The 26,611-nt window shown below is 72.5% G+C and carries 26 protein-coding genes and 1 pseudogene; 11 read left to right on the plus strand and 16 right to left on the minus strand.

What is annotated here, in order from left to right:
* Positions 1 to 205: 205 nt before the first annotated feature.
* Together snpA and ACZ7MY_RS01260 are read right to left on the minus strand one after the other, a co-directional pair.
* Positions 206 to 862: pseudogene (snpA, locus tag ACZ7MY_RS01255) on the minus strand (snapalysin); the annotation flags it as partial.
* A 488-nt stretch (positions 863 to 1,350) separates the two neighbouring features.
* A complete protein-coding gene (locus ACZ7MY_RS01260) occupies positions 1,351 to 2,313 on the minus strand; it encodes a TIGR03619 family F420-dependent LLM class oxidoreductase (protein WP_499598550.1) in 963 nt (320 codons plus the stop codon).
* A gap of 153 nt (positions 2,314 to 2,466) precedes the next feature.
* Between ACZ7MY_RS01260 and ACZ7MY_RS01265 the strand changes: the two genes are divergently transcribed.
* On the plus strand, positions 2,467 to 3,033 hold the full coding sequence (locus ACZ7MY_RS01265; RefSeq protein ID WP_499598554.1) for a helix-turn-helix domain-containing protein: 567 nt from the start codon (positions 2,467 to 2,469) through the stop codon (positions 3,031 to 3,033).
* On the opposite strand, the gene ACZ7MY_RS01270 is transcribed toward ACZ7MY_RS01265, so the two are convergent.
* Positions 2,997 to 3,506, minus strand: coding sequence for a DUF4240 domain-containing protein (locus tag ACZ7MY_RS01270; protein WP_499598556.1), 510 nt, complete (start codon positions 3,504 to 3,506; stop codon positions 2,997 to 2,999). The genes ACZ7MY_RS01265 and ACZ7MY_RS01270 overlap by 37 nt on opposite strands.
* A gap of 311 nt (positions 3,507 to 3,817) precedes the next feature.
* Here ACZ7MY_RS01270 and ACZ7MY_RS01275 point away from each other — a divergent pair, with 311 nt between their 5' ends.
* Positions 3,818 to 4,831 (plus strand): DUF1259 domain-containing protein, encoded by a 1,014-nt coding sequence (locus ACZ7MY_RS01275; protein ID WP_499598558.1) that lies wholly within the window; start codon positions 3,818 to 3,820, stop codon positions 4,829 to 4,831.
* Between the two features lie 133 nt (positions 4,832 to 4,964).
* Positions 4,965 to 5,285: a hypothetical protein gene (locus ACZ7MY_RS01280; RefSeq protein WP_499598560.1), complete on the plus strand. Its 321-nt coding sequence runs from the start codon at positions 4,965 to 4,967 to the stop codon at positions 5,283 to 5,285.
* A 98-nt stretch (positions 5,286 to 5,383) separates the two neighbouring features.
* Here ACZ7MY_RS01280 and ACZ7MY_RS01285 read toward each other — a convergent pair whose 3' ends face one another.
* The 6 genes from ACZ7MY_RS01285 to ACZ7MY_RS01310 all read right to left on the minus strand — a co-directional run bounded on the left by ACZ7MY_RS01285 (position 5,384) and on the right by ACZ7MY_RS01310 (position 10,658).
* On the minus strand, positions 5,384 to 6,607 hold the full coding sequence (locus ACZ7MY_RS01285; protein ID WP_499598563.1) for an NAD(P)/FAD-dependent oxidoreductase: 1,224 nt from the start codon (positions 6,605 to 6,607) through the stop codon (positions 5,384 to 5,386).
* 98 nt (positions 6,608 to 6,705) lie between these two features.
* Entirely contained in the window at positions 6,706 to 7,665 is a 960-nt protein-coding gene (gene sigJ, locus ACZ7MY_RS01290) for an RNA polymerase sigma factor SigJ (protein WP_499598566.1), read from the minus strand.
* A 33-nt stretch (positions 7,666 to 7,698) separates the two neighbouring features.
* Positions 7,699 to 7,893, minus strand: coding sequence for a hypothetical protein (locus ACZ7MY_RS01295; RefSeq protein WP_499598567.1), 195 nt, complete (start codon positions 7,891 to 7,893; stop codon positions 7,699 to 7,701).
* A 187-nt stretch (positions 7,894 to 8,080) separates the two neighbouring features.
* Positions 8,081 to 8,380 (minus strand): hypothetical protein, encoded by a 300-nt coding sequence (locus ACZ7MY_RS01300; RefSeq protein WP_499598570.1) that lies wholly within the window; start codon positions 8,378 to 8,380, stop codon positions 8,081 to 8,083.
* Positions 8,381 to 8,790: 410 nt separating this feature from the next.
* Positions 8,791 to 9,882, minus strand: coding sequence for a hypothetical protein (locus ACZ7MY_RS01305; protein WP_499598572.1), 1,092 nt, complete (start codon positions 9,880 to 9,882; stop codon positions 8,791 to 8,793).
* Positions 9,883 to 10,103: 221 nt separating this feature from the next.
* On the minus strand, positions 10,104 to 10,658 hold the full coding sequence (locus tag ACZ7MY_RS01310) for a hypothetical protein (protein ID WP_499598575.1): 555 nt from the start codon (positions 10,656 to 10,658) through the stop codon (positions 10,104 to 10,106).
* Between the two features lie 240 nt (positions 10,659 to 10,898).
* Here ACZ7MY_RS01310 and ACZ7MY_RS01315 point away from each other — a divergent pair, with 240 nt between their 5' ends.
* Positions 10,899 to 11,414, plus strand: a complete 516-nt coding sequence (locus ACZ7MY_RS01315) for a VOC family protein (RefSeq protein WP_499598577.1) — start codon at positions 10,899 to 10,901, stop codon at positions 11,412 to 11,414.
* A 117-nt stretch (positions 11,415 to 11,531) separates the two neighbouring features.
* On the opposite strand, the gene ACZ7MY_RS01320 is transcribed toward ACZ7MY_RS01315, so the two are convergent.
* The 3 genes from ACZ7MY_RS01320 to ACZ7MY_RS01330 all read right to left on the minus strand — a co-directional run bounded on the left by ACZ7MY_RS01320 (position 11,532) and on the right by ACZ7MY_RS01330 (position 15,950).
* Positions 11,532 to 12,614, minus strand: a complete 1,083-nt coding sequence (locus ACZ7MY_RS01320; protein WP_499598580.1) for a WxL protein peptidoglycan domain-containing protein — start codon at positions 12,612 to 12,614, stop codon at positions 11,532 to 11,534.
* A gap of 71 nt (positions 12,615 to 12,685) precedes the next feature.
* Entirely contained in the window at positions 12,686 to 14,611 is a 1,926-nt protein-coding gene (locus tag ACZ7MY_RS01325; protein ID WP_499598583.1) for a purple acid phosphatase family protein, read from the minus strand.
* A 130-nt stretch (positions 14,612 to 14,741) separates the two neighbouring features.
* Positions 14,742 to 15,950: a HupE/UreJ family protein gene (locus tag ACZ7MY_RS01330; protein WP_499598586.1), complete on the minus strand. Its 1,209-nt coding sequence runs from the start codon at positions 15,948 to 15,950 to the stop codon at positions 14,742 to 14,744.
* Between the two features lie 173 nt (positions 15,951 to 16,123).
* On the opposite strand from ACZ7MY_RS01330, the gene ACZ7MY_RS01335 reads away from it, so the two are divergent.
* The 5 genes from ACZ7MY_RS01335 (at position 16,124) to ACZ7MY_RS01355 (ending at position 20,485) form a co-directional block, all read left to right on the plus strand.
* A complete protein-coding gene (locus tag ACZ7MY_RS01335; RefSeq protein ID WP_499598589.1) occupies positions 16,124 to 16,801 on the plus strand; it encodes a type 1 periplasmic-binding domain-containing protein in 678 nt (225 codons plus the stop codon).
* 383 nt (positions 16,802 to 17,184) lie between these two features.
* Complete coding sequence (locus tag ACZ7MY_RS01340) at positions 17,185 to 17,703, plus strand: hypothetical protein (protein WP_499598592.1); 519 nt, start codon at positions 17,185 to 17,187, stop codon at positions 17,701 to 17,703.
* A gap of 84 nt (positions 17,704 to 17,787) precedes the next feature.
* Entirely contained in the window at positions 17,788 to 18,630 is an 843-nt protein-coding gene (locus ACZ7MY_RS01345) for a DUF4097 family beta strand repeat-containing protein (protein ID WP_499598594.1), read from the plus strand.
* A 59-nt stretch (positions 18,631 to 18,689) separates the two neighbouring features.
* Complete coding sequence (locus tag ACZ7MY_RS01350; protein ID WP_499598597.1) at positions 18,690 to 19,694, plus strand: ATP-binding cassette domain-containing protein; 1,005 nt, start codon at positions 18,690 to 18,692, stop codon at positions 19,692 to 19,694.
* Entirely contained in the window at positions 19,691 to 20,485 is a 795-nt protein-coding gene (locus tag ACZ7MY_RS01355) for an ABC transporter permease (RefSeq protein WP_499598600.1), read from the plus strand. The genes ACZ7MY_RS01350 and ACZ7MY_RS01355 overlap by 4 nt, the downstream gene beginning before the upstream one ends.
* Before the next feature lie 72 nt (positions 20,486 to 20,557).
* On the opposite strand, the gene ACZ7MY_RS01360 is transcribed toward ACZ7MY_RS01355, so the two are convergent.
* Complete coding sequence (locus ACZ7MY_RS01360; protein ID WP_499598603.1) at positions 20,558 to 22,231, minus strand: alkaline phosphatase D family protein; 1,674 nt, start codon at positions 22,229 to 22,231, stop codon at positions 20,558 to 20,560.
* Between the two features lie 113 nt (positions 22,232 to 22,344).
* Positions 22,345 to 23,016: an HNH endonuclease family protein gene (locus ACZ7MY_RS01365; RefSeq protein ID WP_499598606.1), complete on the minus strand. Its 672-nt coding sequence runs from the start codon at positions 23,014 to 23,016 to the stop codon at positions 22,345 to 22,347.
* 407 nt (positions 23,017 to 23,423) lie between these two features.
* On the opposite strand from ACZ7MY_RS01365, the gene ACZ7MY_RS01370 reads away from it, so the two are divergent.
* Positions 23,424 to 23,825, plus strand: a complete 402-nt coding sequence (locus tag ACZ7MY_RS01370) for a hypothetical protein (protein WP_499598609.1) — start codon at positions 23,424 to 23,426, stop codon at positions 23,823 to 23,825.
* Between the two features lie 8 nt (positions 23,826 to 23,833).
* Here the strand turns inward: ACZ7MY_RS01370 and ACZ7MY_RS01375 are convergent, their stop codons facing one another.
* Positions 23,834 to 24,592 (minus strand): Mut7-C RNAse domain-containing protein, encoded by a 759-nt coding sequence (locus tag ACZ7MY_RS01375; protein ID WP_499599325.1) that lies wholly within the window; start codon positions 24,590 to 24,592, stop codon positions 23,834 to 23,836.
* Positions 24,593 to 24,659: 67 nt separating this feature from the next.
* On the minus strand, positions 24,660 to 25,679 hold the full coding sequence (locus ACZ7MY_RS01380; protein WP_499598611.1) for an NAD-dependent epimerase/dehydratase family protein: 1,020 nt from the start codon (positions 25,677 to 25,679) through the stop codon (positions 24,660 to 24,662).
* Between the two features lie 127 nt (positions 25,680 to 25,806).
* Between ACZ7MY_RS01380 and ACZ7MY_RS01385 the strand changes: the two genes are divergently transcribed.
* Positions 25,807 to 26,382: a TetR/AcrR family transcriptional regulator gene (locus ACZ7MY_RS01385; RefSeq protein WP_499598614.1), complete on the plus strand. Its 576-nt coding sequence runs from the start codon at positions 25,807 to 25,809 to the stop codon at positions 26,380 to 26,382.
* Positions 26,383 to 26,611 lie beyond the last annotated feature (229 nt).

Genomic DNA, 26,611 nt, shown 5'->3' on the forward strand with positions numbered 1-26,611 from the left:
TGGCTGACGCCATCCGCGACAGCGGGCCGCTTCCCATGCGGGAACGGGATCACCTCCAGGGCGAACCGTGGATAGGACGCCCCGGGCCGTGGCCCGGCATCACGGGCTGCTGCGCCGGGGGTACGGGGTTGACCTGGCCGCCGGGCTGCTGCGCCGGGGGTGCGGGGTTCACCTGGCCGCCCGGCTGCTGCGTTCCCGTGCCCGGGGCCTGTGCGAGTCCGCCGGCCCACAGCTGGTCGACACGCGAGCGCTCGGTGGCGTCCGGGTAGCGGTTGGTGCAGGACGGGCCGGGGCCGCCGCCCGACATCAGCTCGCTGCACGGCCCGCTGTAGTTGTCCGGCAGGCCCAGCACGTGCCCGGTCTCGTGGGTGACGACGCGGATCGAGTCGTCCTGCTGGTTCTGGGTGTAGTCGAGGAAGACGTAGCCGCTTCCGTGGCCGTCGGTGGAGGCGTAGGACCCGCGCTGGTCGTTGCCCTCGTAGTAGGAGAAGTCCGCGTTGCCCGAGGCCTCTTGAAGCTTGACGTTGGACTCGGAGCTGTTCCATATCGAGGCGGCGCTCGATATCTGCGAACGGAAGCTCGGTGCGTGGGAGGCGTCGTAGTGGACGGTCACCGCCTGCGCGCTGGGCTGGGCGGCGCGCTTCGCGGCGACCGACGTGAGGACGGCCTTGAAGAACGCCTGGTTGTTCGCGGCCTCCTCGCCCGACCCGTCGTACCGCGCCGCCGCGGAAGTACCGGTGGAGGCGGACGGGGCGGCGGGCGCGTGGGCGCTCGCGGGCACCGCCGCGCCCAGCGCGCTGGAGGCCAGACCCAGGCCGAGAGCCAGGGCGAAGAGTCTCGGGGACGTACGGGACGACTTCATGGGAGGTCTCCTACTCACTCGGTGACGCCGAGCGTCCGGTGCGCGTCCGACTCCGCGAACACCGGTTCCGACCTGCAGCGACGTCCTGTGGGTCGCCATTCTTAGAACGGCCCGACGGGGAGCGCAACGGGCCCCGCCACTAGGTCGCCTCGTAGGTCCCGGGACCTTGCCACGGCAAGTGATCGGGACTCCGTCCGCACACGGCGGTGGAGGAAGGAACTGTCACAACGTCAGGACCCGTACGCCGCTGTGCAGTCGGCGTACGGGTCGGCCGGGCGGAATCGCGGGACGCGGGACAGGATTCACATTCCGGCGAAGTTGGACAAATTTGCCGATACCTTCCACACGCACCTACTAAGTGCGGCGGTAGGTTGGCAGGGTCTTGTGACCGATGTCATAGATTGCGGGCTTCCGCTTCTTTCGCACCCCGCCGGCCCCGACTCGGCCCCCCTTCCCGAGTCACCCCCACCGCTCGGGCGCACCGCTCGTCACGGCGCGCGGACGCCGAGGCGGTCGGCCTCCTCGATCACCTCGCCGAGCAGCCCGAGCCATTCGTCCACGTCGGCGGCCTGCAGGCCCACATCGAGCCCGAGGCCCTGGCCGCCGGCCAGGTAGACCTGGGTCGCGCCGCACTCGCGGGCGGCCATGAGGTCCTCGGCGACCTGCCGGGGCGATCCGCCGAGGAAGGGCCGGCCCTCCCCGATCGGTTCGCGGGTGAGCGGGGTCGGCCAGGGCACCTGGTTGACCACCGTCAGGTCCCCCGGGTCGCGGCCCGCCTCCCGGGCGGCGTCGTGGAACGCGGAGACGATGCCGCGCAGTTCCCGCGCCGAGGACGTGATCGGGATCAGGCCGTCCGCGATCCGGGCGGCACGCCTGACGGCGGCCGGCGCGTTCGCGGCCAGCAGCACCGGGATGTGGGCCTGGACCGGTTTGGGGTTCACCTCCGAGGGCGCGATCTTGTAGAACTCCCCGTCGTGCCGGACCGGGTCCGGGCCCCACGAGGTCCGCAGCGCCGTGATGAATTCCTCCGTGCGGGCGCCCTTGCGGCCGATCGGCACGTTCGCCGTCTCGAACTCGTTGTGCTGCCAGCCCTGTCCCAGACCGGCGATGACCCGGCCCCCGCTGAACCGGTCCAGGGTGGCGAGCCGGCGGGCGAGCATCACGGGCACGTGCAGCGGCGCCACCAGGACCGCGGTGCCCAGCTTGATCCGCTCGGTCACGGCGGCGACATGGCTCAGCGTCTCCAGCGGCTCGTACGTCGAGCCGTAGAACTCCGGCAGCATGTCGGGGTCGCCCCCCGTCCACAGCACGACCTTCTCGATCGGGCGCAGCAGGCGCTCGAACGTCCACAGGGCGGCGTAGCCGAGGCGTTCGGCCTCCACTGCGACCCTGACGATCGTGTCCGGCGAGGTCTGCGGCCCGGCGGTGGGCAGTGCGAGACCGATCTCCATGGGTCCTCCAACAGGTGCGGTGCGCGGTTCCGGGACGCGGCCGGTGACGACGCGCAGCGGACGGCGTCCGCCGGGTGGGCCGCGGCGTACGGGCGTGCCGGGCGGGCGACGGGGGCGACGCGGGCAGGCACTCTTTCTTATATACTAGAACCTGTGTCCAATATAGTAGATCCGCTGGTCGCGCAGATCGCAGCACGCATCCACAGCGAACGGGAACAGCGCCGATGGACCCTGGCGCAGCTCGCGGACGCCTCAGGGGTGTCCCGCGCGATGATCAACCGGATCGAGCGAGCCGAGAGCAGCCCCACCGCCGTCGTCCTCGGCAAACTGGCGGCCGCGTTCCAGGTGCACCTCTCCGCCCTGCTCACCCCGCCCGAGGCCACCGGGGTGCACCGGACGGCCGACGCCACGGAGTGGCACGACCCGGCCACCGGGTACCGCCGGCGCCAGATCACCGGGCCGCGGTTCCCCGCGGACATCGCCGAGGTCCGCCTGCCGCCGGGGGCCCGTGTGCCGTACCCGGCGGCGTCCCTGGCCTTCCAGCGGGTGGCCGTCTGGGTGCTCGACGGCCGGCTGACCTTCCACGAGGGCGACGCCGTGCACGAACTCGACGCGGGCGACTCGATCGAGATCGACGAACCGGTCGCGCACGTCTTCGCCAACACCAGCGACGCCGAGTGCCGCTACGCGGTCGTGCTCGCCCGCGTCGCGGGGCCGTGACCTCTCCCCCACGGCAGAGCGAGGTCCTGCTGGGAGCGCGCCCAGCCCGCGGTGTTGGAGTAGGACTCGTAGCAGTAGCGCGTACGGCGTTCCCACTCCTCGCCGGTGAGGTGCTCGTACGCCCGGTCCGGGACGTACAGCAGGCATTCGGCACACACGAGGCCGCTCGCGAAGGGCTCGAACGCCGCCGGATCCCGCAGGACGCGGTCGTACGTCTCGCGTCCGGCGGCGACGACGGCGGCCCGGGTGTACAGGAAGGCGTCGCCCGACAGGTCCTGTCCGTACTCCCTGCGATCAAGCCGGTACAGCGCCCACGACAGGTGCTCCGCGAACTGTTTCACCGTGCCCAGGGGGCCCGCGGCCAGGCGGGCGGTCAGGGCGGCGACGAGCCGCTCCGCGTCCGGGTCGGGTGTCGTCGGCGCGCAGTCCTCGATCAGCTGCCAGAAGGCGTTCTCGTCCACGTACGCGAGCATGACGGAAGCCTCTGACAGGCCCCGTCGCGGTCGGCACGGCGCGATGAGCCGGGGGCACCGGTCGACGTCGGGCCCCCGCGGGGCTCCGTCGGGCGCCGTTGACGGGCCGGCCCGGACCCGCCGGGTGCGGGCCGGCGGATGACGCCCCGGCGGGCGGCGCCGCCGCGGCGGGCGAGGTGCGGGCGCGGAGGCCGTTGCGCCGGGTGGGCTCACCCGTTTGCCGACGGACGCTTCACCCACCTGGCCGCAGTGCTGGCGGTGCTGGGGTGTGTGCGTGGCTCGCCGTGCTTCCATCCCGTCAGGAGGCACACATGATGCGTGAGGACCGACAGCAGGACACCACCCCGCGGACGGGTGCGTCACGGCGGCATCTGCTCGCCGCGGCCACACTGGCGCCGGTGCTGGGCGGGGCGATCTCCGCGTGCGCGCCCAACGGGACGTCGAAGCAGCACAACCACCCGTCGGTCATGCCCGTGCGCACCGCCCTGACGGACTGGAAGGAGGTGGCCCTCGCGCTGGGACGGACGGGCGACATCAGGCGCGACTTCATGTACCACACGGGCCTGCCGCGCCGGGACCTGAACGTGGTCTCGCAGGGCGTCACCGTCAAACCCGGGCTCGCGCTGGGCTCGCACGTGTCCTTCGTCCGCTACGCCGACGGGAACACGCTGCTGATGGGCGACGTGGTGGTCACCGAGAAGGAGATGCAGTCCTTCGCCGACGTGCTGCACGAGCGCAAGATCGAGCAGACCGCGATCCACAAGCACCTGCTGTCCCAGACGCCCGAGATCTGGTGGGTCCACGTCCACGCGCACGGCAAGGACCCCGTGGCCATCGCCAAGGGCCTGCGCGCGGCGCTCGACCGTACCGGTGCCCCGCCCCCGGGGCGGCCGGACCACAGCAAGCCGCGCGAGCTCGACATGGACACCGCCACCATCGACAAGGTGATGGGCGTCAAGGGCGGCATCGACGACGGGGTCTACAAGAACACCTTCGTGCGCCGGGAGACCATCATCGACGCCGGCATGGTGCTGCCGCCGGGCCTCGGGTCGACCAGTGCGATCAACTACCAGCCGCTGGGCAACGGTCGGGCCGCGGTCAGCGGCGACTGCGCCATGATCGCCAGTGAGGTCCAGAACGTCTTGGCGGCGCTCAGGCAGGCCGGGTGCCAACTCGTCGAACTGCACAACCACGGGCTCGTGGACGAACCTCGGCTGTTCTTCGTGCACTTCTGGGCAGTCGGTGACGCGGTCAAGCTCGCCAAGGGGATCCGCAAGGCCCTGGACGCCACCAACGTCAAGGGGATGGCGGTGGAGATCGGCTGAGCGCCCGTCCGGCAGCGGGTTGGCACGTCCCGGCCGCCGTTCCACACGGATCACCCGTGGTGGGAGCGGCGGCCGGCTCCGTTCCCCTTCGTTGTACCGTCTCCGGAGACGGTCACGGGGAGGGACGGGCACGATGGCGGGACGGTGGTACACCGCACTGGGGGTGAACCTGCTGCTGGGGATACCGGGCGTGGTCCCGCTCTGGATGCTCTGGTACCTCGCGGCGAACTGGCCGCTGGCGGACCTGGGTCTGACGCGGCGGGAGCCGACGGAGAACGACGGCATCCTGCCCGGGCTGGTCCTCTTCGGGCCCGTCGTGCTGCTGTTCGCCGTCCTCTGGTGGGCGGCCAACCGGCCGCTCGCGGCGCGGACGGCGCTCACCGCGCGCCGTTACTGGCTGCTGAGCGTCCTGGCCACGTTGCTGCCGACGGCGGCGCTCTTCGCCAACTCCTGAGCGTCCCGGCGTCCCGCTCCCCGGCGTCCCGCCGCCCCGCGCGCGGGGTGGTCCCCCGCGGCGGGGCGTGGTGGGCGTGACGTCGGTCACGGGACGGGTCAGGCCGGGGTGCGGACGGCGGGGTCGGACGGGACGGGCCGGGGGGTGACCCTGCGGCGGCGGCCGGGGAGGCCCAAGGTCGGGTTGGCGACTCCCCAGGCGGCGCCCTTGCACACCAGTTCCTTGTAGACGGCGGCGAACCGTCCGGTGACGGCCGCGCCGACGGCGCGGTCGTCGGCGGTGACGAACTGGATCAGGCCCTCCTTGCGGCCCAGCGAGATGCACTGGTTGAAGTAGCGCAGCGGCACGTTGGGGAGCTTGCCGCCGGTCAGGCGGGCGGCGATGGAGTCGGCGGCCTGCCAGGCGGTGGGGATGCCCGAGGCGCACGACATCCGCAGCGGCTTGCCACCGGGGCCCGCCACCAGGGCGGCGTCGCCGACGGCGTAGACGTCCGGGTGGGAGACCGAGCGCATGGTGCCGTCGACCACGATCTGGCCGGTGGCGGTGGTCTCCAGGGTGGTGGCCCCGGCGATCGGGTGGACGGCGAAGCCCGCGGTCCACAGGGTGACGGCGGCCGGGAGCGACGTGCCGTCGGCGGTGAGGACGTGGCCGGCCTCCACGGCGGCGACGGTGGTGTGCTCGTGCACGGTGATGCCGAGCCGGTCGACGACCTTGCGCAGGTGCCGGGCGCCCTTCGGGGAGAGCCAGTCTCCGAGGCCGCCGTGGGCGGCGAGGGCGACGGCGAGGTCCGGGCGGGCCTCGGCGATCTCGGTGGCGGCCTCCAGGCCGGTGAGACCGCCGCCGACCACCATGACGTGACGGCCGGCCTCGAGCCCGGCCAGGCGCTCGCGCGCCCGGAGCGCCCCGGCGCGGCCGGCGATCTCGTGGGCGTGCTCGGCGGCGCCGGGGACGCCCTGGTCCTTCCAGCCGCTGCCGAGCGCGTAGACGAGGGTGTCGTACGGCAGTTCCTCGGCGCTGCCGGTGCCGCCGGCGCTTCCGTCACCGTCCACGCCCCGGACGGTGACGGTGCGGCGGTCGGCGTCGACGCCGGTGACCCTGGCCGTCCTCAGTTCGACGCCGGTGCCCTCGAACATCCCGGCGAGGGGCCGGGGCGTGAGGTCCTGGCCGGCGGCGAGTTGGTGCATCCGGACGCGCTCGACGAAGTCGGGGTCCACGTTCACGAGGGTGACGGCGACGTCCTCGCGGTGCAGCCGCCGGGCGAGGCGCCCGGCGGCGCTGGCTCCGGTGTACCCGGCTCCGAGGACGACGATGCGGTGCTGCATGTCCTGGCTCCTGTCTGCTCTCCAGCGGATTCGCCACTTGAACCGGGCGGCCCGCCGTTTCCTGACAGGAACGGGATGTGAAGCACGTCACATCGGCGTCAGAAGGCGTGGAGCAGGGGTTCCCCGTGGTCGCCAGCCGCCCATCGCCTCGTGGCGCGGTCGAGCTTGTCGGGGTTGACCTGGTTGCGGACGGCGGCGATGCCGTCGGCGGTGAGCTCCAGGCACATGACGCCGACGACCCGGCCGTCGACGACCGCGACCACGGCGGGAGCGCCGTTGGCGGCCGTCACGTGGACCTCGGCCGAGCCGCCGACGAGCGCCCGCTTGGCGGTGCCCGGCGTGAACAGGCCCCGCAGGAACTTCGCGACGGCGACGGCGCCCTCGAACGCCTTGGTGCGGGCCGGGATCTTCCCGCCGCCGTCGCCGACCGCGACGACGTCCTGGGTGAGCAGCCGTACGAGCGGCTCGGTCCGGCCGCTGGTGGCGGCCGCCAGGAACTCCTCGACGACCCGCCGGGCCGCCGCCTCGTCGATCATGGCGCCGGCGGCGGCGCCGCGGGCCCTGCCGTCCGCGACGTGCTTCTTCGCGCGGTGGTGGATCTGCTGGCTGGCGGCCTCGGTGATGTCGAGGATCTCGGCGATCTCGCGGTGCGGGTAGGCGAAGGCCTCCCGCAGCACGTACACGGCGCGCTCGCTCGGGGTGAGGCGTTCCAGCAGGACGAGGACCGCGTACGAGACCGATTCGCGCTGCTCCGCGGTGTCGGCCGGGCCGAGCATCGGGTCGCCGGCGAGCAGCGGCTCGGGGAGCCACTGGCCCACGTACGTCTCGCGCCTGGCACGGGCCGAGGTGAGCTGGTTGAGGCACAGGTTGGTGAGCACCTTGGTCAGCCACGCCTCGGGGACGTCGATGCGGCCGACGTCGGCGGCCTGCCAGCGCAGGAACGTCTCCTGCACGGCGTCCTCGGCTTCGCTCGCGGAGCCGAGCAGACGGTAGGCGACGGTTTCCAGGCGGGGCCTGGACGCCTCGAACCGGTCCACGTCGTGCGGGGTCAGGGCCATGGCCGGGATCCTAGCCCTCGCGCGGTCGGGCCGTCAGTGCGTGACGTCGAGGACGTCGAGGCGGGCGACCGCGCCGGTCTCGACGAGCCGGCCGGGCAGCGCCGGGTCGGACACGCCCAGGACGGTGCTGGTGGGGCGGTGGTCACCGCAGTACGCGGCGGGCGCCGAAGTGCTCCAGCACGCGGTCGAGGGTGCCGGGGGTGGTCCTCGTCCGGAGTTCGAAGTCACCGGTCCCGATGAGGGTTCCGGCGCTGTCGTGGGACGAATGGCCCTGGAAGACCGGGCGGCGAGGGGCCGCCGTCGGGACTCCCGCCGCTGACGGCCGCGGCCCGAGGCCGGAGGCCCCGTGACGGTTCGTCACGGTACCTCCGGCCGGGCGGGGCGTGCCGCGGTGGCCGCCGGGGGCGGTGAGCCCTCAGCGGAACGGGAAGTATCCGCCGCCGAATCCACCGAATCCGCCGAATCCGGCGACGGGGACGACCACGGGGACGACCACGGCGGGGACGAACCCACCGTAGAAGTTGTTGCCGTAGAACCCGTTGCCACCGAAGCCGCCGAAGCCGCCGCCGCCTTGGACGTAGCTCGTGACGCCTGTCGAACGGGCGATGGTCGTGGTCTGTGGTGCCGCATCGGCGGTGCCCGCCGCGACAAAGGCGAGCATCGGTGCCGCGAGCGCCGCGGCGACAGTCCGGCGGACGGTGATGTTTGCACGCATGTCAATCTCCTTCGTACGTGAAGATTGGTGGACAACGGCCGTGCCATTTCCGACCGTCGTCGAACCGGCTTCGTGTGCCTGGAGCCGGCAGGACGAGGGGCACGTGACCCACGCGTTCTCGCTCACCGGGCAGGGACGCCGTGATGCAAGGCGGCAAACGCCGAGGACATGACCGTGACACGGGTGGGGCCCGGAGTCAAAAGAAAGCGCCGCGTAACGGCGCAGGCGCGGACGCTTCTGCGCAGGTCAGGGGCGGTGCGACGGCCCCGTCGGAAATCTTCGCGGCCCCGCGGCCGACCGTGTACCCTCCGGCGCCCCCTGGCCAATGACCGGGGTCCGGGGTCACCCTCCGCCACCATCGCCCGGCTCGCCCGTGCCGGTCCCGCCCGGACGGCCCGGCCCGGCCCGCGTCACGCGATCGCCGGGTCCGACTCCTCGCGCACCGACCAGTGCGGCCCCTCCGGGAGGGCCCCGCTCGCCTCACCCGTCCCGCGCAGCGGCAGGAGGACGACCGCGGCCGCGGCCAGCGCGCACAGCAGCCAGTCGACCGCCCAGTGCAGACGGCCGGGTCCGGCGTAGAGCACGGGGGCGGCGATCAGCGCGGCGAGCAGGGCCCCGCCGAGGATCCGGGCGTGGACCGGTGCGGAGAACGCGGTGGTGCGCGGCAGGCGGCGTACGGGACGGTCGGCGGGGGCCGCGCGGTGTACGCCCCCGAGGTACGGGCGCGCCTCGTCCGGATCCGCGAGGCCCGTGAAGACCTCGCCGCCGTCGGCGACGAACGCCGCGGGCAGCTCCTCGTCGATCAGCTTCCACCGCTCCGGCCAGCAGAGCCAGCCCTCCTGGCCGCCGAGGCGCAGGCTCGCCCGGCCCACCTCCTTCGCGGGCCCGGCCAGCCTGATCTCGCGTGCGCCGTCGTGGAGCACGACCCAGTGGAACTGCGTGACGTCCAGTTCGCCGGGCTTGGACCCGCGCTCGAGGTACCGCATCCGGACCGGCTCCCCGACCCGGACGCGTACGGCGTGGAGTTCGCCCCGTCCCGCGTCCTCGGACAGCACCCGCATCTTGGCGCGCACCTCGGCCCCGCTGACCCGGCGGCGTGCGAAGAGCAGCGTCTTCACCGTCAGCACCAGCACGAGGATGATCACCGCTCCGGACAGGACACCCCCGGAGCCGGCCGCCAGGCGGGCGAGCACGAACGGCGTCACGATGAGGAGGACGGCCCCCGTCGTGCCGCCCACTGCACGGGCGGGGAGCGGCAGTCGGCGGGGCAGTGGCGGCGGGAGCGGCTGTCCCGGAGGCGAGGGCGCCGTGACGAGGGGCAGCGCCACGTGACAGGCGAGCGCCCAGGCTCCGGCGGCGACGGCGGCCGCTCCGAGGGCCGAGAGGACGTCCCAGCGCGGGGCCGGGGCGTCGTAGCGCACGAAGACCAGCGCCAGGGCCACGGCGGCGCAGGCCAGGGCCAGGCCGCCGAACGTGCGGGTGATCAGGGTGGAGCGTCGCATGGATGTCCTTCACCGGGCGGGTGGAGCCGGGGTGGGGGACGCCGTCTCACGGGGGTGATCTCTCGCGTGCGGACGGGCGGCCGGGGCCGGTGCACCGCTCGCTGTACGGTGCACCAGTTTCACCGGTGATCCGGAGCGGCGTAAAGGGACGACCCGTCACCATCCTGAAACAGGAAGGGGGTTGAAGCGCATTCAGCCCGCACCACCTCGGACCGCATGCCTCACGGCCGGCCCGACAGGCCCGTGCGGTGGGCGGCTGCGGGCGAGAGCACCATGGGTGCGTTCCACCCCTGGTGGACCAGGGCGACCTGGGAGGGCAGCGGCAGCACGGGGAGGGCCGCGCGGCCCCGGGACCAGTTGCGCAGCAGGCCCTCGGTGGTGTCGACAGCGGAGACCACCATGGTGGCCGGCATGCCGCCGTCCGACCAGGTGTTCCACAGGGCCCAGCCGTCGGGCCGGGCTTCGACGCCGAGGCGGGCGCAGGCGTCGTCGTACGTCTCGGTCCACTCGGCCGGCATCGCGCCGGGGCGCAGGATGACGACGCCCACGAGCCTTACGTCGGGGCGGTCCTCGTCGTCGACGCAGCCGTCGCCGGGGAAGTGGTAGTGCCGGATGGAGCGCGCGAGGGCGTTGACCGCGCGTTGCAGTGCGGTCGCGTCCTGCGGTTCGGGGAGGTAGGAGAGCCAGGACTCGTCGCCGGCCGCGGAGACGACGGCGCGTGCCAGGCGCTCGACCTCCCGCAGGTGGTCGAGCTCGGTCAACTCCGGTCGCGTCATGCGGCGCAGTGTGGCAGTGCGTGGCGCGGCGGCGCACCGGAGTTTCCCGCGCTCACGCACCGGCGGCGCGGGGCATCGCGCCCCCATGCTTGACGTGTCAAATAAATGGCTCTATGTTCAGTTGACGCGTCAAGTAATTGGGGCAGGGGTCAGGGCGGGCCCGGCCGTCGCCAGGGCTCGCCCGCCCGGCCGGCGCGGTCCGCACAGTCGGCCCAGTCCGCAGGATGAGGAGTCACGACCATGGCACAGCCGAACGGCGAGGAACTGCAGGCGATCCTGGAACGCCAGGCGGAACTGCGGGACCGCTACCTCCTGCCGGCCGCGGAGCGCCCCGCGCCGACGACGCAGGGCGTCCACCACGCCGCGTTCATCGCCCGGGACGTCGAGGAGACCATCCTCTTCTACCGGGACGTCCTGGGCCTTCCGCTCGTCGACCTCGTCGAGAACCGCGACTACCGCGGGTCGACGCACTTCTTCTTCGACATGGGCGGCGAGAACATGCTCGCCTTCTTCGACTTCCCGGGGCACCCCCACCCCGAGTACGCCGAGACCGTCGGCGGCGGCCACCACGTCGCGCTGTCGGTCACGCCCGAGGTCTTCGCCACGGTGAAGGCCCGCCTCGAGGAACGGGGCATCGCGTACGCGGACTTCCCGACCGAGGTCGCGCAGAGCATGTTCCTGGCCGACCCCAACGGGCTCCGGATCGAGCTCATCACGGAGCCCAAGGGCTACGCGCTCGGCGAGTACCTCCTCTGACCCCGCCACGACACAAGCCGCGCGCAGCCCGGGCAATACACGGGCCGCGCGCGGCTCTTGGCGTTCCCGGCGCCGGGAACGGACGCCGCCGAGGGGCGGTTGCGGAGCCGCCGGGCGTCAGCTCTGCTCGGTCGCGGCCTTCGTGTCCTTCTCGCGGAGCGCCTTCTCCACGGCGTCCCGCACGCGGCCGTCCTCGCGCTGCTTGCGCCGTGCGCGGCCGCGACGGGTGAAGACGATCGCGGCGGCGACGGCCGCGGCGACCAGGACGACCAGCAGGAGCAGGATCCAGGGGACCGCCCAGCCGTGGGCGGTGGCCTCGACCGGGTCCAGGGGGGTGATGGAGCCCGACGCGTCGGTGAGCATCGGGGTGAGGGTGGCGGTCGCGGTCAGGCTGACCGCGGGGGCCACGCCGTGGACGGGCACCTTCACCTTCCAGCTCTCGCCGGGGAGCAGCTCGGGCGGTGCGGCGATGTCGCCGGCGTTGGCCCGCAGCCATCCGAACGGGCCCGCCACCGAGACGGACTGGCGCGCCGACAGCATCGCGTTGCCGGTGTTGTGGATCGTGTACGTGACGGTCGCGTCGCCCTTGCCGAAGGGGCTCGCCGGGCCGTCGTAGTCGACGTGCAGGTCCTCGACCGCGAGCTTGGGCTTGAGTTCGCCGCTGACCCGCAGCTTGACCCGGATGCCCAGCCGCCGGTCCACGTTGATGCCCTGGGCCTCGTCGGACTGCTTGAGCGAGGTCAGGATGCCGCCGACGTAGTCGCCGGGAGTGGCGTTGTCCGGGACGGTGACGGTGAAGGGGATCTCGGCGGTCTTGCCGGGCTCGATCTCGACGCTGTCGCGGTCGGCGTGGACCCAGGCGCCGATCTTGACGGACTTCTTGTCCTTGGTGAGCAGGTCGAGCTGCCCGGTGTCCGTGGTGTAGCCGTCGGCGGCGTAGAGCGCGAGCCGCAGCGGGTCCTTGCTGCGGTTGGCCACGACCATGGCGTCCTTGACCTGTCCGCCGGGGTTCACGCTGTAGCTGTAGCTGGACCGGTCGTCGCCGAACCCGTTCGCGGCCGTCCTGACCGTCCAGGTGACGTCGCCGTCGGCCGCCCGGGCGGGGCCCGCGTGGAGGCCCACGAGGGCGAGGGCCGCGAGCAGGACCAGGACGGCGGTGCGGGCGAGGGGCGTCGTGCGGCGCGGTGCGGACGGGTGCATGTCGGGGTCTCCTGGAGCGGGGAGGCGGGGCAGGCACCGACGGTGCCTGCCCCGCCGTCAAACGGGTACGGTCAGCTGCTCAGCGCAGTGATCGTGAGGGTGGCGCGGTAGCCGCCCTTCTCGACGCTGTCCGGGATCTTCAGATCCAGGTCGGCGCCGAGCTTGGCGGAGCCCCGCGGGTGGCCCTGCTCGGCGGTGCCGAGGCCCCGCGAGACGGACAGACCCTGGCCGTGGTCGTCGTAGCCGGAGGTCACCGGGTCACCGGCCGTGGCACCGGCGCCGCCGTCGAGGACGTACGGCGTCCAGCCCAGGTAGGAGCCGGAGAACGTCTTGTCGGCGTCCTTGAAGTCGCTCACGTTGGCCGAGATCGACCACGGGGCGAGCGAACGGCGGCTGTCGGAGACGAGGATCGGGTTGATCTTGCCGCCCGCGACGAAGTGGTCGCCGTTCTCCTCCTTGGCCGTGCCGAGGTCCACCAGGCCGTTGTAGCCGTCGATGGTCCAGCCGAACTCACCCGGAGCCGGGTTGGGGACGTTGACCTGCAGGTCCTGCTTGTCCCCGTGGTACGGGTGCACCGTGACGTCGTCGACGTGCGAACCGACCGGCTGGTCGGCGCCGTTGGCGGCGCTGCGGATGTTCTCGACCACGAGCTTGTCGTTGCGCACCTGGACCTTGACGTAGGTGCGGACGTGCTCCTGGTTCTGGACCGAGTTGTACCAGTAGCTGTTCGGGTTCAGCGGGTCGGCGCCGTTGCCCGCGCCGCTGGTGCCGCTGCTGTCCGGCTTGGTGATGTCGTAGTACTTCGAGCCCGAGGCGGAGTTGGCCGTCACGTAGAGGACGCCGCCGGGACCCGGGTACACGTCGGAGGCGCCGGGCTGCTCGGCCGGGTTCTCCTTCTCACCGTTCTTGATCAGGTAGCTGCGGGAGTAGCTGTGGTCGTGGCCCTGCAGGACCAGGTCCACCCCGAGCTTGGAGAACGTCGTCGGGAAGTCCAGACGACGCTGCTTGTTGTCGCCGTCCTTGGCGTGCGAGGCCGGCGAGTAGATCGCGTGGTGGTAGACGAGGACCTTCCACTTGGCCTCGTTGCCGTGCTTGTTGATGACGTCGGTCACGTAGTTGACGTGCGCCGCGTCACCGCCGCCGTTGGCGGAGTTGTAGCTGTTGCTGTTCAGGTCGATGAACAGGACATCCTTGTAGATGTACCAGTAGTCACCGCCCGACTTGGTGCCCGCGGGGTTCCCGTTGTCGTAGTACGGGGCCGAGCGGTCGGTGTTCGGGGTGGTGAAGTGCTGCTCGTAGGCCTTGCCGCCGACGTCGTGGTTGCCGATGGTGGCGGCCCACGGGTACTGGCGCAGTCCGTCGGGAGCGAGGAAGGAGTTCCACTGGGACTCGGTGTTGGCCGTCTCGACCTGGTCACCGCCCGACACCAGGATCTCGGCGTTCGGGTTGGCACGCAGCGAGACGTCGACCGTGTCCTGCCAGCCGGCCTGGTCGGCGGCCAGGTTGCCGGAGGAACCGATCTGCGGGTCGCCGTAGAACAGGAAGTCGTACTCGCCCTCGAAGTCCTGCGTCTTGAACGAGTAGGCGGAGGACCAGTTGCCCTCGCTGCCGACGCGGTAGGAGTACTGGGTGTTCTCCTTGAGGCCGGTGATCGTCGCGTGGCGGTTGTAGCCGCCGCTCGTGGCGATGTTGGCCGCGCCGATGGCGTCGAAGGAAGCGGCGCCGGCCGGGAACTCGTCGTTCACCAGCTGCGCGGTCGGGACGACCTGGATCTGCTGCGCCGTGTCGGCGGAGGAGTACCAGGTCACGGTGCGCTGCGTCTCGTTGGCGCCGACACCGAGGACGATACCGCTCAGCGTGGCGGTGTCGGCGGCGGACGCCGAGGTCACCAGCCCGTTGCCAAGGGCAACCGTCAGGCCGAGGAACGCCGCGGTGGCCCCGGTGGCCACACGGCGCCGCGCGGACCCGGAGGTCCGCGAGGAGTTGCTCGATCTCATGTTTGTCATTTCCTTCTGTGCACGAATCGTGTGCATCGAGTGGAGATCTCCACGCTCACCTCGGAAGGTAAAGCGAACATAAATGCGAGCTACGTGGTAGTTGAACTTCGCACGAGCCCTGGACGGAGTCTCAGAATCCGGACACACGTTGCACGAACCACACCAGCCCCATCACGGACACCCCCGCGGAAATCGCACCCGTGGCCCACAGCCCGGCCCGCGCCGAGCGCCGGCGCAGCACGATGAGCAGCGGGAAGACGACGGCGATGATGGCCAACTGGACGGTCTCGATGCCGACGTTGAACACCAGCAGGGACCACAGCAGCGTCCACGACCAGGCCTCGTCGATCCCCAGTGCGCCCGCGAAGCCCAGGCCGTGCACCAGGCCGAAGCAGAACACGACGCCCAGCCGGGTCCATCCGGCCCGGTCCAGGCTGAAGTGCCCCTGCCCGGAGGCTTCGAGTTCGGTCGCGTGGTCGCCGCGCCGCCAGATCCGCCACAGGTACCAGCCGGCGACCACGGCGATCGACAACGCGATGACCGGCTCCACGATCCGCGCGGGCACGTCGACCACGCCCAGCGCGGCGAGCATGAACGTCACCGAGTGCGCCAGGGTGAAGCTGGTGGCCGCCAGCACGATCTCGCGCGGCCGCCGCGAACCGGCGATCAGGGCGAGCAGGAAGAGGATGTGGTCGATGCCGGTCAGCAGGTGCTCGGCGCCGAGCCGGAAGAACTCCCAGAAGCGCTCGTACCAGGACTGGCCGACCGAGAAGGACGGGTGCGCGGCGTCGAGCGCGGCACTGCCCGAGCCGCCGTCGAGCGTGTACGTGACGATCGTCTTGACGCCCTTGACGTAGCCCTCGGAGTCGGGGAACAGCCCGCTGCGCACCTCGTGGTCGTCGCCCTGCGGGCAGTTCCAGTCCAGCCGGAGGGTGGCGTACGGGACGCCCTCGCGGGTACCCATGGTGAAGCCGCCGGCCTGGGTCGCGGTGCAGGCCTTGGCGTCGGAGGTCACCGTGAAGCGCTCGGCGGCGTACGCGACGGCGGACTCGGCGTGCGCCGCCAGCGCCGCGGCCTGCGCGCGGGAGTCCCCGGCGTCGAAGGCGGCGGTTCCTTCCCGGAAGAGGTCGTCGTCGTGCTGGTAGTCGGCGGCGGACACGACGAAGAGGTCGTACTCGAGCTCCAGCGTGGTCCGGATGCGGCCCCCGTCGGCCGGCGCGACGTCGGCGTACACGGTCGAGGTGAACCCGTGCGCGAACGCGGACTGCTGCCCGAGGCCGAGGAGGGCGATCACCGCCGCGGTGATCCCGACGAGGGTGCGGCGGAGGCGATGTGACATGTGGCTCCTTCAGGTTGCCACTGCACCGTGCACGTCATGGGTGAACCGGAACCGGCCGGTCGGCGAATCGTGCGGAAACAAGTTCGAGAACGGCCCCCGGTGGATGGAGACCATGGGAAACGGGATTGCAGGATGGGGACGGCACCACCTGTCACACCCGGAGGTCGATCGCCTTGCGCCCCTCGCTTCAGGCCGCCGCCGTCCTGGCCGCGGCCGCCGCGCTGCTCACCGGATGCGGCTCCGGCGACGACTGGTCGCGGCCGCACCCCAGCCCCAGCGCCGTCGGCGCCCCCGGCCCCGGGTTCGTCGACCGCGCCGCCCCGCCCGCCCCCGAGGCCACCGCCACCCCGCGGCCCGGCTCCTGGTCGGGGGTCCACCCCTCCGAGGGCTACCGCGTCGTCCTGCTGACCGCGGGCGACGACCGCCCCACCAAGACGCTCGTGACCGCGGTCGAGGAGTGGGCCCGGGCCGAGCACGTCGACCTCAGGAAGGTCGAGGCCGAGCACGCCTCCGACCTCCTGCCCGCCGCCACCCGAGCCCTCGACCTGCACCCGGACCTCATCGTGAGCGCCGGCAACGACCTGATCGACCCCCTCGCCACGGTCACCCCGAACCACCTCTCGCAGCAGTTCCTCGTGGTGGGCGCGGAACTGGCCGAGCCCACCGCCAACGTCACCTCCGTCGACTGGTCCGGCGCCTCGTTCCGCGGCGAGGGCCTGGGCATGTCCTCGACGTACGACGCCGGCACCTTCACCCCCGCCCGCTGCGCCGCGGCGATCCGCGCGGGCGTGGCGTCCGTACTGGGCGGCGTGACGGGCATCGTCCTCTGGCTGGACGAGCACGAGGGGTGACACCCCCGGCGCCGCGCCCGTCCCCTGCCACTCCGCCGCCGAGGCCCTGACCGGGACCCCGCGCCGCCACGGCGCCGCGCGCTCCGAGGACCCGGCAGAACGCGCGGGCTGACCGGCGGGCGGACGCTCCGGCGGCGTCACTACCTGGCACCGCATGGCACCACATGGCGCCACATGGCGCCAAGTGACACCACCCGGTGCCACGTGGTGCCATCCGGTGCCACGTCGAGCCTCGGATGGCGCATCGGCCGCCGATGACACCGCCTCCGCCCTCACCGCAACCACCACGTTTGCCCAGCTCAGACCTCATGTCGCCGATCCGGTGCCACATACGGCGCCATAGGGGCTTGCGCATGGCGCCATGATGGTGCCACTATGGCGTCATGGACCTCACCCCGTATGTCGACACCCTCCGCCGCGAACTCGCGGTGGCCGCCGAAGCCGGCGGGGAGGACGCCCGCGAGCTGGCGGAACGGCTCACCGCCCCCCTGGAGTCGGCGACCCGCCTGACCATGCTCAACGTGCTCTCCGCCGCGATGGACGAGATCACCCGTGAACTCGCCCCCGGCTCGGTCGACGTACGGCTGCGCGGGCTGGACCCCGACTTCGTGGTGACGCTGCCGCCCACCGGCGGCGGCACCGCGGACCAGGGCACCGCGCCCGTCGAACCGCTCAGGACCCCCGCGGCGTCCGAGGGCGACGAGGGCGGCACCGCCCGCGTCAACCTGCGCCTGCCGGCGCACCTCAAGACCCGCGCCGAGGAGGCCGCCGGGCGCGAGGGCCTGTCGGTCAACGCGTGGCTGGTGCGCGCCGTGTCGGCAGCCGTCGACGGCGCACCGCAGCCGCGTGCCGAGGAGAAGACCCGCACCACCGGACAGAGCTTCCGGGGCTGGGTGCGCTAAGCGCCCCGCGCCCCGACCCACTTCACCCACACACCACGTCCCACCAGCGGGGACGACTCAAGGACTCAAGAGGACGGGACAGCCATGCCTTCTTTCGACACCCCCGGACCCATCTCGGTCACCGCCCACGTGGGCGCCGGTTCCATCCGGTTCACCGCGGGCGACCGCCCCGACACCGTCGTCGAGGTGCGGCCCCGCGAGCCGAAGCGGGACAAGGACGTACGGGCCGCCGAGCAGACCGAGGTCGCGTACGCGAACGGCGCCCTGACCGTCAGGACGAAGGAGCGCTTCCTCATCGGGCCCAGCGGCGCCGTCGACGTGACGGTCGAACTGCCCACGGGCTCGGACGTCGACGTCACCGGCTCCTGGACCCAGGTGCTGGGCGAGGGCCGGCTCGGCGAGGTCCGCGTGAAGACCTCGTCCAACGACGTCCGCTTCGACACGACCGGCCCGCTGCAACTGACCGCCTCCCACGGCACGGTCACCGTCGACCGCGTCGAGGGCCCGGCCGAGATCACCACCAGCTCCGGCACCCTGCGCGTCGGCACCCTCGGCGGCCCCGCCGAGATGCGGAACTCGCACGGCACCACGACCGTCGGCGCCGCGCTCGGCGAGCTGCGGGTGCGCGGGGCCCACGGCAACGTCGACATCGCGCGCGCCGAGGCCTCGGTCACGGCCACCGTGGCCCACGGCAACCTGCGCGTGGCCGAGGTCGCCCGCGGCACCGTCCGACTGGAGACCTCCTACGGCGCGATCGAGGTCGGCGTCCGCGAGGGCACGGCCGCCTGGCTCGACGTCAGCTCCGAGCGCGGGCAGGTGCGCAACACGCTCAGCGGCTCCGAGGCCCCGCAGAAGACCGAGGACACCGTCGAGGTCCACGCCCGGACCCGCTGGGGCAACATCGAGATCCACCGCGCCCGGGCCTGAGCACCACCACCCCCACCGCTCCCCTCCCCACCCGCCTCAGCCTTCGATCGGAGGGCCCCATGCCTTCATCTGTCATGCCCACGCCCAGGACGTCTCCGGACGGCCGCACGCCGCCGGCCGCCGTCTCCGCCGTCGGACTGCGCAAGTCCTTCGGCGACAAGACCGTCCTCGACGGCATCGACCTGCGCATCCCCGCCGGTTCGGTGTTCGCGCTGCTGGGCCCCAACGGCGCCGGCAAGACCACCGCCGTCAAGATCCTCTCCACGCTCATCACCGCCGACGGCGGGCAGGCCCAGGTCGCCGGCCACGACCTCGCGGACGAACCGCAGGCGGTGCGCGCCGCGATCGGCGTCACCGGGCAGTTCTCCGCCGTCGACGGGCTGATCACCGGCGAGGAGAACATGCTGCTGATGGCCGACCTGCACCACCTGTCCAAGAGCGAGGGCAGGCAGGTGACCGCCGGACTGCTGGAGCGGTTCGACCTCACGGAGGCGGCCAAGAAGCCCGCGTCGACCTACTCCGGCGGCATGAAGCGCCGCCTCGACATCGCCATGACGCTGGTCGGCAGCCCCCGCATCATCTTCCTCGACGAGCCCACCACGGGCCTGGACCCGCGCAGCCGCCACACCATGTGGCAGATCATCCGCGAGCTGGTCTCCGACGGCGTCACCGTCTTCCTCACCACCCAGTACCTGGAGGAGGCCGACGAACTCGCCGACCGCATCGCGGTGCTGAACAACGGCACCATCGCCGCCGAGGGCACCGCGGAGGAACTCAAGCGACTCGTCCCCGGCGGCCACGTACGGCTCCGCTTCACCGACCCCGCCGCCTACCGCTCCGCCGCCGACGAACTGCCCGCCGCCGCGGGCGACGACGAGGCACTGACCCTGCAGATCCCCAGCGACGGCAGCCAGCGCGCCCTGCGCACCCTGCTGGACCGGCTCGACGCCGCCGCGATCGAAGCCGACGAACTGACCGTCCACACCCCCGACCTCGACGACGTCTTCTTCGCCCTGACCGGCGACGCCACCCTCCCCCACCAGACCACGGAGGCCCTGCGATGAGCACCCCCACCTTCGCCCTGCGCGACAGCGCGACCATGCTGCGCCGCAACCTCCTGCACGCCCGTCGCTACCCCTCCCTCACCCTCAACCTCCTCCTCACCCCGGTCATGCTGCTCCTGTTGTTCGTCTACGTCTTCGGCGACGTGATGAGCGCCGGCATCGGCGGCGGCACCCCCGACCGCTCCGCCTACATCGCCTACCTCGTCCCCGGTCTGCTCCTGATGACCGTCGGCGGCACCACCATCGGCACCGCCGTCTCCGTCTCCAACGACATGACCGAGGGCATCATCGCCCGCTTCCGCACCATGGCCATCCACCGCGGCTCCGTGATCGTCGGGCACGTCGTCGGCAGCGTCCTGCAGTGCCTCGTCGGCGTCCTGGTCGTCGCCGCCGTCGCCGTCGCCATCGGCTTCCGCTCCACCCACGCGACGGTCCTCGAATGGCTCGCCGCCCTCGCCCTGCTCGTCCTGTTCGCCACCGCGCTGACCTGGATCGCCGTCGGCATGGGCCTGGTCAGCCCCAACGCCGAGGCCGCCAGCAACAACGCCACGCCCCTGATCCTGCTCCCGCTCCTGTCGAGCGCCTTCGTGCCCCTCGACTCCATGCCCGGCTGGTTCCGGCCCGTCGCCGAGTACCAGCCCTTCACCCCCGCCATCGAGACCCTCCGCGGCCTCCTCCTCGGCACCGGGATCGGCAACAACGCCTGGATCGCCGTCGCCTGGTGCGTCGGCCTCACCGTCCTCGGCTACTTCTGGTCCACCGCGAGGTTCAACAGCACCGGCAAGTTCTGATCCTCCATGAACACCACGACGGAGGGCCCGCGCCGCGCGCGGGCCCTCCGTCGTGGTGTCCGGTCGTGGTGGTCAGCCGGTCGTGAGGTGCGTGTCCATCACCGTCACCAGCGCCGCCCGTCGTGAGGTCCCCTTCGGCGCGCGGGTCTGGTCGAGGCGGAGCTCCGCGGCGCGGCCGCGCAGGGTCAGGGTCATCAGCTGGTTGCCGAACCAGGGACCGTCCAGCTTGCGCCAGCCCAGCGCGGGGCGGTCGACACGGCCGTGGCGGGCGAGCACCCGGCCGAGGAGCCGGGCGGGACCGGTCCAGGCGAAGCGGAAGGCGAGGCGCATGTACCCGGGGATGGTGTTGTGGACCGGGGAGCAGGTGAGTTGCAGCACCCGGGAGCGCAGGGGCCGGCCCGGACGGGTGGCCTCGGCGGTGTAGGCGTGGTGGACGTCGCCGGACAGGACGCAGATCGTGGCGGGGGCCTCGGGCGCGTCCGCGGCGTCGGTGAGGATGCCGGCGAGGTCGTCGAACGAGTCGGGGAAGGCCGACCAGTGCTCGAGGTCTCCGGCCTGCCGCAGGCGCTCCCCGCGGTGGGTCCAGCGGTGGCCGCGGCTGCCGCCGCAGAGGGCCGAACTCCAGGCCTCGGTGGCGTGGATGGCGTGCGGCAGGAGCCAGGGCAGCGAGGTGCCGACGAGCAGGTGGTCGAAGCTGCCGTCCGGGCGGGCGTTCTCGCGCAGCCAGTCGAGTTCCGCCGGGTCGAGCATGGCGCGTTCGTGCTCGTCCAGGACGCGGGAGGCACGTGAGTCGACCATGAGCAGGCGGGTGCGGCCGAGGTCGCGGCGGTAGCTCCAGCGGGTGTGCGCCGGGTCGGCCTCCACGCGGGCGGCGAAGGCGCGCAGGGTCTCGGTGCCGTCGTCGGCGGCGCGTACCGCCGCGAGCAGCTTGTCGGCGGCGAGTTCGGCGGGGGTGAGGTTGCCGAGGTGCTGGTGGACCCAGTACGAGGTGAGGCCGCTGGTGACGCGTTCGTGCCACCAGTCCGTCTCCCGCATGCTGTCGCGCCACGTGTGGGAGGTGTTCCAGTCGTCTATGACGTCGTGGTCGTCGAAGATCATGCAGCTGGGCACGGTGGACAGCAGCCAGCGGATGTCCGGGTCGAGCCAGGACTCGTAGTAGAGGTGGGTGTATTCCTCGTAGTCGGCGACCTGGTCCCAGGGCGGCTCCTTCAGGTCGCGTCGCCGGGCGAGCCAGCGGCGGGTGGCCGCGGAGGTCTCGTCGGCGTAGATCTGGTCGCCGAGCAGCAGCAGGAGGTCGGGGCGGGGCGCGTCGCCGGAGGCGATGTGGTGGGCGAGGGTGTCCAGCGCGTCGGGGCCGATGGGGTCGGGTTCGTCCGGGGGCGGTGCGGCCCAGCGGCAGGAGCCGAAGGCGACCCGCAGCGGCCGTCCGTCCGCCTCGCCGTCCCCTTCGCCGCTGCCGTCGTGCCCGGCGGTGCGGATCGTGCTCGGCGGGTACGGGGAGTCGGCGAGCGGCCAGACCTGCTGCCCGTCGAGGAGCACGCGGTACGCCGTCGTGGTGCCGGGGCGCAGCCCGTCCACGGTGACGACGGCGTAGTGGTGGCCGGCGATCTGCCAGGTGCGCTCGGTGCCTTCGGCCCCGTCGTCGCAGGAGACGGTCACGGTGGCGGGGCGGTCGGCCTCGACCCACACGGTGGCCGTTCCCTCGTCCACGTACCTCAGCAGCGGGCCCAGGCGCAGTTCTGCCATGGCGGTCGGCCTTCCCTCCGTCGTCGTGAGTTGTGGACGTCGGAGGGAAGGCGTGAGTTCCCGGCCGCGCCCCGGCCGCGGTCCCGGCGGCCGGGCGGGGCCGGGACGCGGGATCAGCAGCCGCTGAGCACGCTGCTGAGCTTGTTCTTCTCGGCGGTGTCGACCGACAGGCCGTAGTAGTACTTGACCTGGACCCAGGCGCGCACGTAGGTGCAGGCGTAGGCGGAGCGCGACGGCATCCAGGTGGCCGGGTCCTGGTCGCCCTTGGCCTGGTTGACGTTGTCGGTGACGGCGATCAGCTGCGGACGGGTGAGGTCGTTGGCGAAGGACTGGCGCTTGGCGGTGGTCCAGGCGGAGGCGCCGGAGTCCCAGGCCTCGGCGAGGGGCACGAGGTGGTCGATGTCGAGGTCGGAGGCGGCGGTCCAGGTGGCGCCGTCGTAGACGGAGTACCAACTGCCGCTGGTGGCCGAGCAGGAGGAGTTGGTGACCACGCCGCTGCCGTCGCGCTTGAGGACGGTCTCACGGGTGTCGCAGGCACCGCTGATGGTGATCCAGTGCGGGAAGAGGTCGCGGTTGTATCCGGAGCGGTTCTCGGTGGCGACCTTGAGCGAGGCCAGGTAGGTGCGGGCCGTGGCGGCGCTGACGGGCGTGGGGAGCGCCGCCTGCGCGGTGGGGCCGTTCAGGGTCGCGAAACCGGCGAACAGGCTGGTGAGAGCCACGAGGAGACCCAGGCGTCGACGCGCGTAGACACTGCGCCGCGCGAGAGCACTGCGTATCCGGGACATAGGGAACTCCCTTTTGGTGTGGGGGTGTTTGGCCGCTGAAACCGCTGGCCATCCTTCTGCTGGGACGTTTCTGCGGGACAAGCGGCAGGTAACAGGTTGGCGACATGGACACGTCATGTCTAGAGGCCGGACGTCACCGGATCCACACCACGGGGCCCGCGCCGGCCGACCCCCTACGGTCCGGGCGCGGTGGGCTCAGGCCGCCAAGGCAGCACGGATCAGGCGTCTCTGATCGGCCGTCAGTCATGGCCGGAACGTGCCGCACCGCCGCGAGGGCCCTGGCTACACTGCTCCGCCCGACCCCGACGGGAGGCCCCCTCAGTGTTCCCCGCACGCGTACGTGCCGGTGCTTCCTCGGCCCTGGCGGTCCTCGCCCTGTCCGGCTGCTCCGGCTGCGGGTCGAGGACGTGTACGGGCAGCCGGTCGGCGTCACCGCCGAGGTCGTCGGCTGGCGCCTCGAACTCCACCCGCAGGAGCCCTCCGAAGGCGACCAGGTCCGCTTCCGCTTCCGCTTCGACGGCGCCGACGCCGGCGCCGGCAGGGGATCCGACCCCGTGGTGGAGGCCTGCGCGGTCGACGAGGAGCGCGTGGTGCTGGGGTGCCGGACGATCTCCCCGTCCCAGGCGTTCGGGCCGAACGGCGACCCCACCGGCGGCGACTGGCTCACCGTCGAGGACCCCGAGCGGGTGGCCGGAGTACTCGTGATACCCAACGACCGGTCCTACGACAGGCGGACCTGCGAGCAGGACATCAAGGACGGTGGCGGCCCGCACCCCTCGGAACCGGCCCGCATCGGGGAACGCCTGTAAGCCGTCCCTCAGTTGGCGAGCCGGCCGGGCGGGGCGGCCTGGGCGGCGCCGAACTCGGTCACCGCGTCCCGGACGATGGTCTCCAGGCGGGCGTGGTGCGCGCCGCGCCAGTAGGGGCGCTCGCAGTCGGCGCACTGCGCGAAGACGTCGTAGCTGCGACGGGTGCCGTGCTCCAGCTTCTCCCAGACCGCGTCCTTGTCGGCCTCCCGCAGCGGCCCGTTGCACGCCGTGCAGCGCGTCCACGGGGCCAGGTCGGGGGCGAACCGCCCCAGCACGTCCCGCAGTTGCTCGTCGGGCTGGTCGCTGTAGACGTACGCGCCCGCCCACAGCTCCCGGCGGCGCAGCAGTCCGCGGTCGCGTGAGAGCATCACCCGCCGCTCGGCGGCCGAGCGGGCGGCCAGGGCGGGGTCCCCGATGTCCTCGCTCTCGTACGCGGCGTCGACGCCCAGCAGGCGCAACCGCCGGGCGAGCGTGCCCAGGTGCACGTCGAGCAGGAAGCGCAGGGGCGCACCCGGCACCGACTGCGGCCGGGTGACGGGCTCGACCTGCACGTGCTCGCCGCCGGCGGGCACGTACGAGACCGGCACCTCCCGGCCGTCCGCCAGCAGCCGGCCGACCTCGGTGAGCGGGACCCCGAGCGACTCCACGACGTGCCCCAGGGTGGACACCCCGTCGGTGACGACGGTCGTCCGCCCCTCCCGTCGTGGCGCCGCGGCGAAGAGCCGCAGCGCGGAGGCGAAGGTGATGCCGATCTCGGGTCCGTTCAGGCCGCTCACCCCGCCAGGATGTCACCCCGGCGGCGCGGGGCACACGCGGATTTCTCCGCGAGCCGGATCACACCGCCCCGTGGTCGATGAGGCTGCGGGCGCAGTCCAGCACCGTCTGCCGGGCCGGCCGGGGCTCCCAGCCCAGGACGCGGCGCGCCTTCTCGGTGCTGTGGCGGTTGCGGCGGCCGAGCGAGGGCGTGATCTCTCGCAGGGACGGGTCGGTGAACCGGGCCGCGAACCGTACGGCCAGGTCCGGGACCTGCCGGGTGGCCACCTTGCGGCCGTCCGGGCCGAGCCCGTCGCGCAGGGCGCGGGCCATGTCCGCCATCCAGATGAACTCGCCCGTGGCCAGGAAGCGTTCGCCCGCGGCCCGCGGGGAGGTCATCGCCCGGATGTGGACGTCCACGAGGTCGCGCACGTCCACCACCTCCAGCCCGATCCTCGGGACCCCGCGCATCCCGCCGGTCAGCATGCGCGCGACGATGCCGACGGAACCGCGGGTGTCCGGCGTGAGCACGGGGCCGAAGACCGCGCCGGGCAGCACGGTCGTCAGCTCGGTCGGGCCGTCGTGGGCGGCCACGAAGTCCCAGGCCGCGCGTTCGGCGACGGTCTTGGAGCGCCGGTACGGGATCAGCGTCGGGTCGTCGGGGTCGGTCCACAGCGTCTCGTCGGTCACGCCCTCCTCCGCGTACGAGGACGGACTGGCGGCGTTCGCCGCGGAGGTCATCACGACGCGCCCCACCCCGGCCGCGGTCGCCGCGCGCAGCACCCGCAGCGCGCCGTAGCGGGCGGTGGCGACCAGGGCGCCGGGGTCGGCGGCGGTGAGGCCGAGCGGGGAGGCGACGTGCAGCACCCGGTCGACGCCCTCCAGCGCGGCGTCCCACCCCTCGTCGGAGGTGAGGTCGGCGACGGCGAACCGCAGCCGCCCGGCGGGGTCGGCGACCTGCGCCACGGCCTCGGTGACGGCCCGCTCCCTGTCCCGGCCGCGCACGGTCGTCCGCACGTCGTAGCCACGCCGCAGGAGTTCGGCGACGCACCAGCCTCCGATGTAGCCGCTGCCGCCGGTGACCAGGACCAATTCGGGCATGACGGTGTCCTCCGTGCGTGGGGATGGGGTGTGCCAGAATGAAGCGGAGGCCCCTCCGCCACACGTCACGACCGTACCGGAGGCCCCTCCGTTTTAGCAATCGACCACCGACGGACGGCCGACACCCGTGAACCCGAAGCCCCCCGGACCGACCCGCAAGGACGCCCGCGACAACCGCGAGCGGATCCTGACCGCCGCCCGCGAGGAGCTCTCCACCTCCAGCGGCGCGTCCCTCACGGCGATCGCCAGGAAGGCGGGCGTGGGCATCGGGACGCTCTACCGCCACTTCCCCACCCGGGAAGCCCTGATCATGGAGCTCTACCGGCACGACATCGGGAAACTGATCGGCCGCGCCCCCGAACTGCTGGAAGTCCACCCGCCGTTGACGGCGCTGCGGCTCTGGTTCGACGAGGTCGCCCACTACGGGCGGCTCAAGTTCGGCGTCGCCGAGGTCGTCCACGCGGCGACCAACGGCGGCCTGGACGACGAGAACTACGAACCCTTCGTCGCCGCCATCGGCACGTTGCTCGAGGCGGGGGCCGCCGAGGGGTCGCTCAAGCGCGGGCTCGACCCCGAGGACGTGCTGCTGCAGCTGAGCGTGCTGTGGCGGATCGACCCGGCCCGCAACGGGGAGGCGCGGGCGGGGCGGATCCTGGACCTGATCGTCGACGGGCTTCGCTCCGCGGGGGGCCGGGGGGTGTGAGGCGCCCGGTTGTCGTGTGCGGCGCCGTTGTGGTTGCTGTTGCGGTTTCTCCCCCACCCTGCCGCCCTCCCCCAGCCTTCGGCCGGGGGGACCCCCATCCGGCGCGATTGGTGCGGGCCTGCGCACGTTGTGTTGGGGTCGAGGCCGCGCCGGCGCACTCCCCCAGCCTTCGGCCGGGGGGACCCCAGAACGCCATGGTCGTACTGAGGATAAACCCAGACACAGGAGG

It is taken from the genome of Streptomyces sp. NPDC111520, from assembly GCF_055635295.1.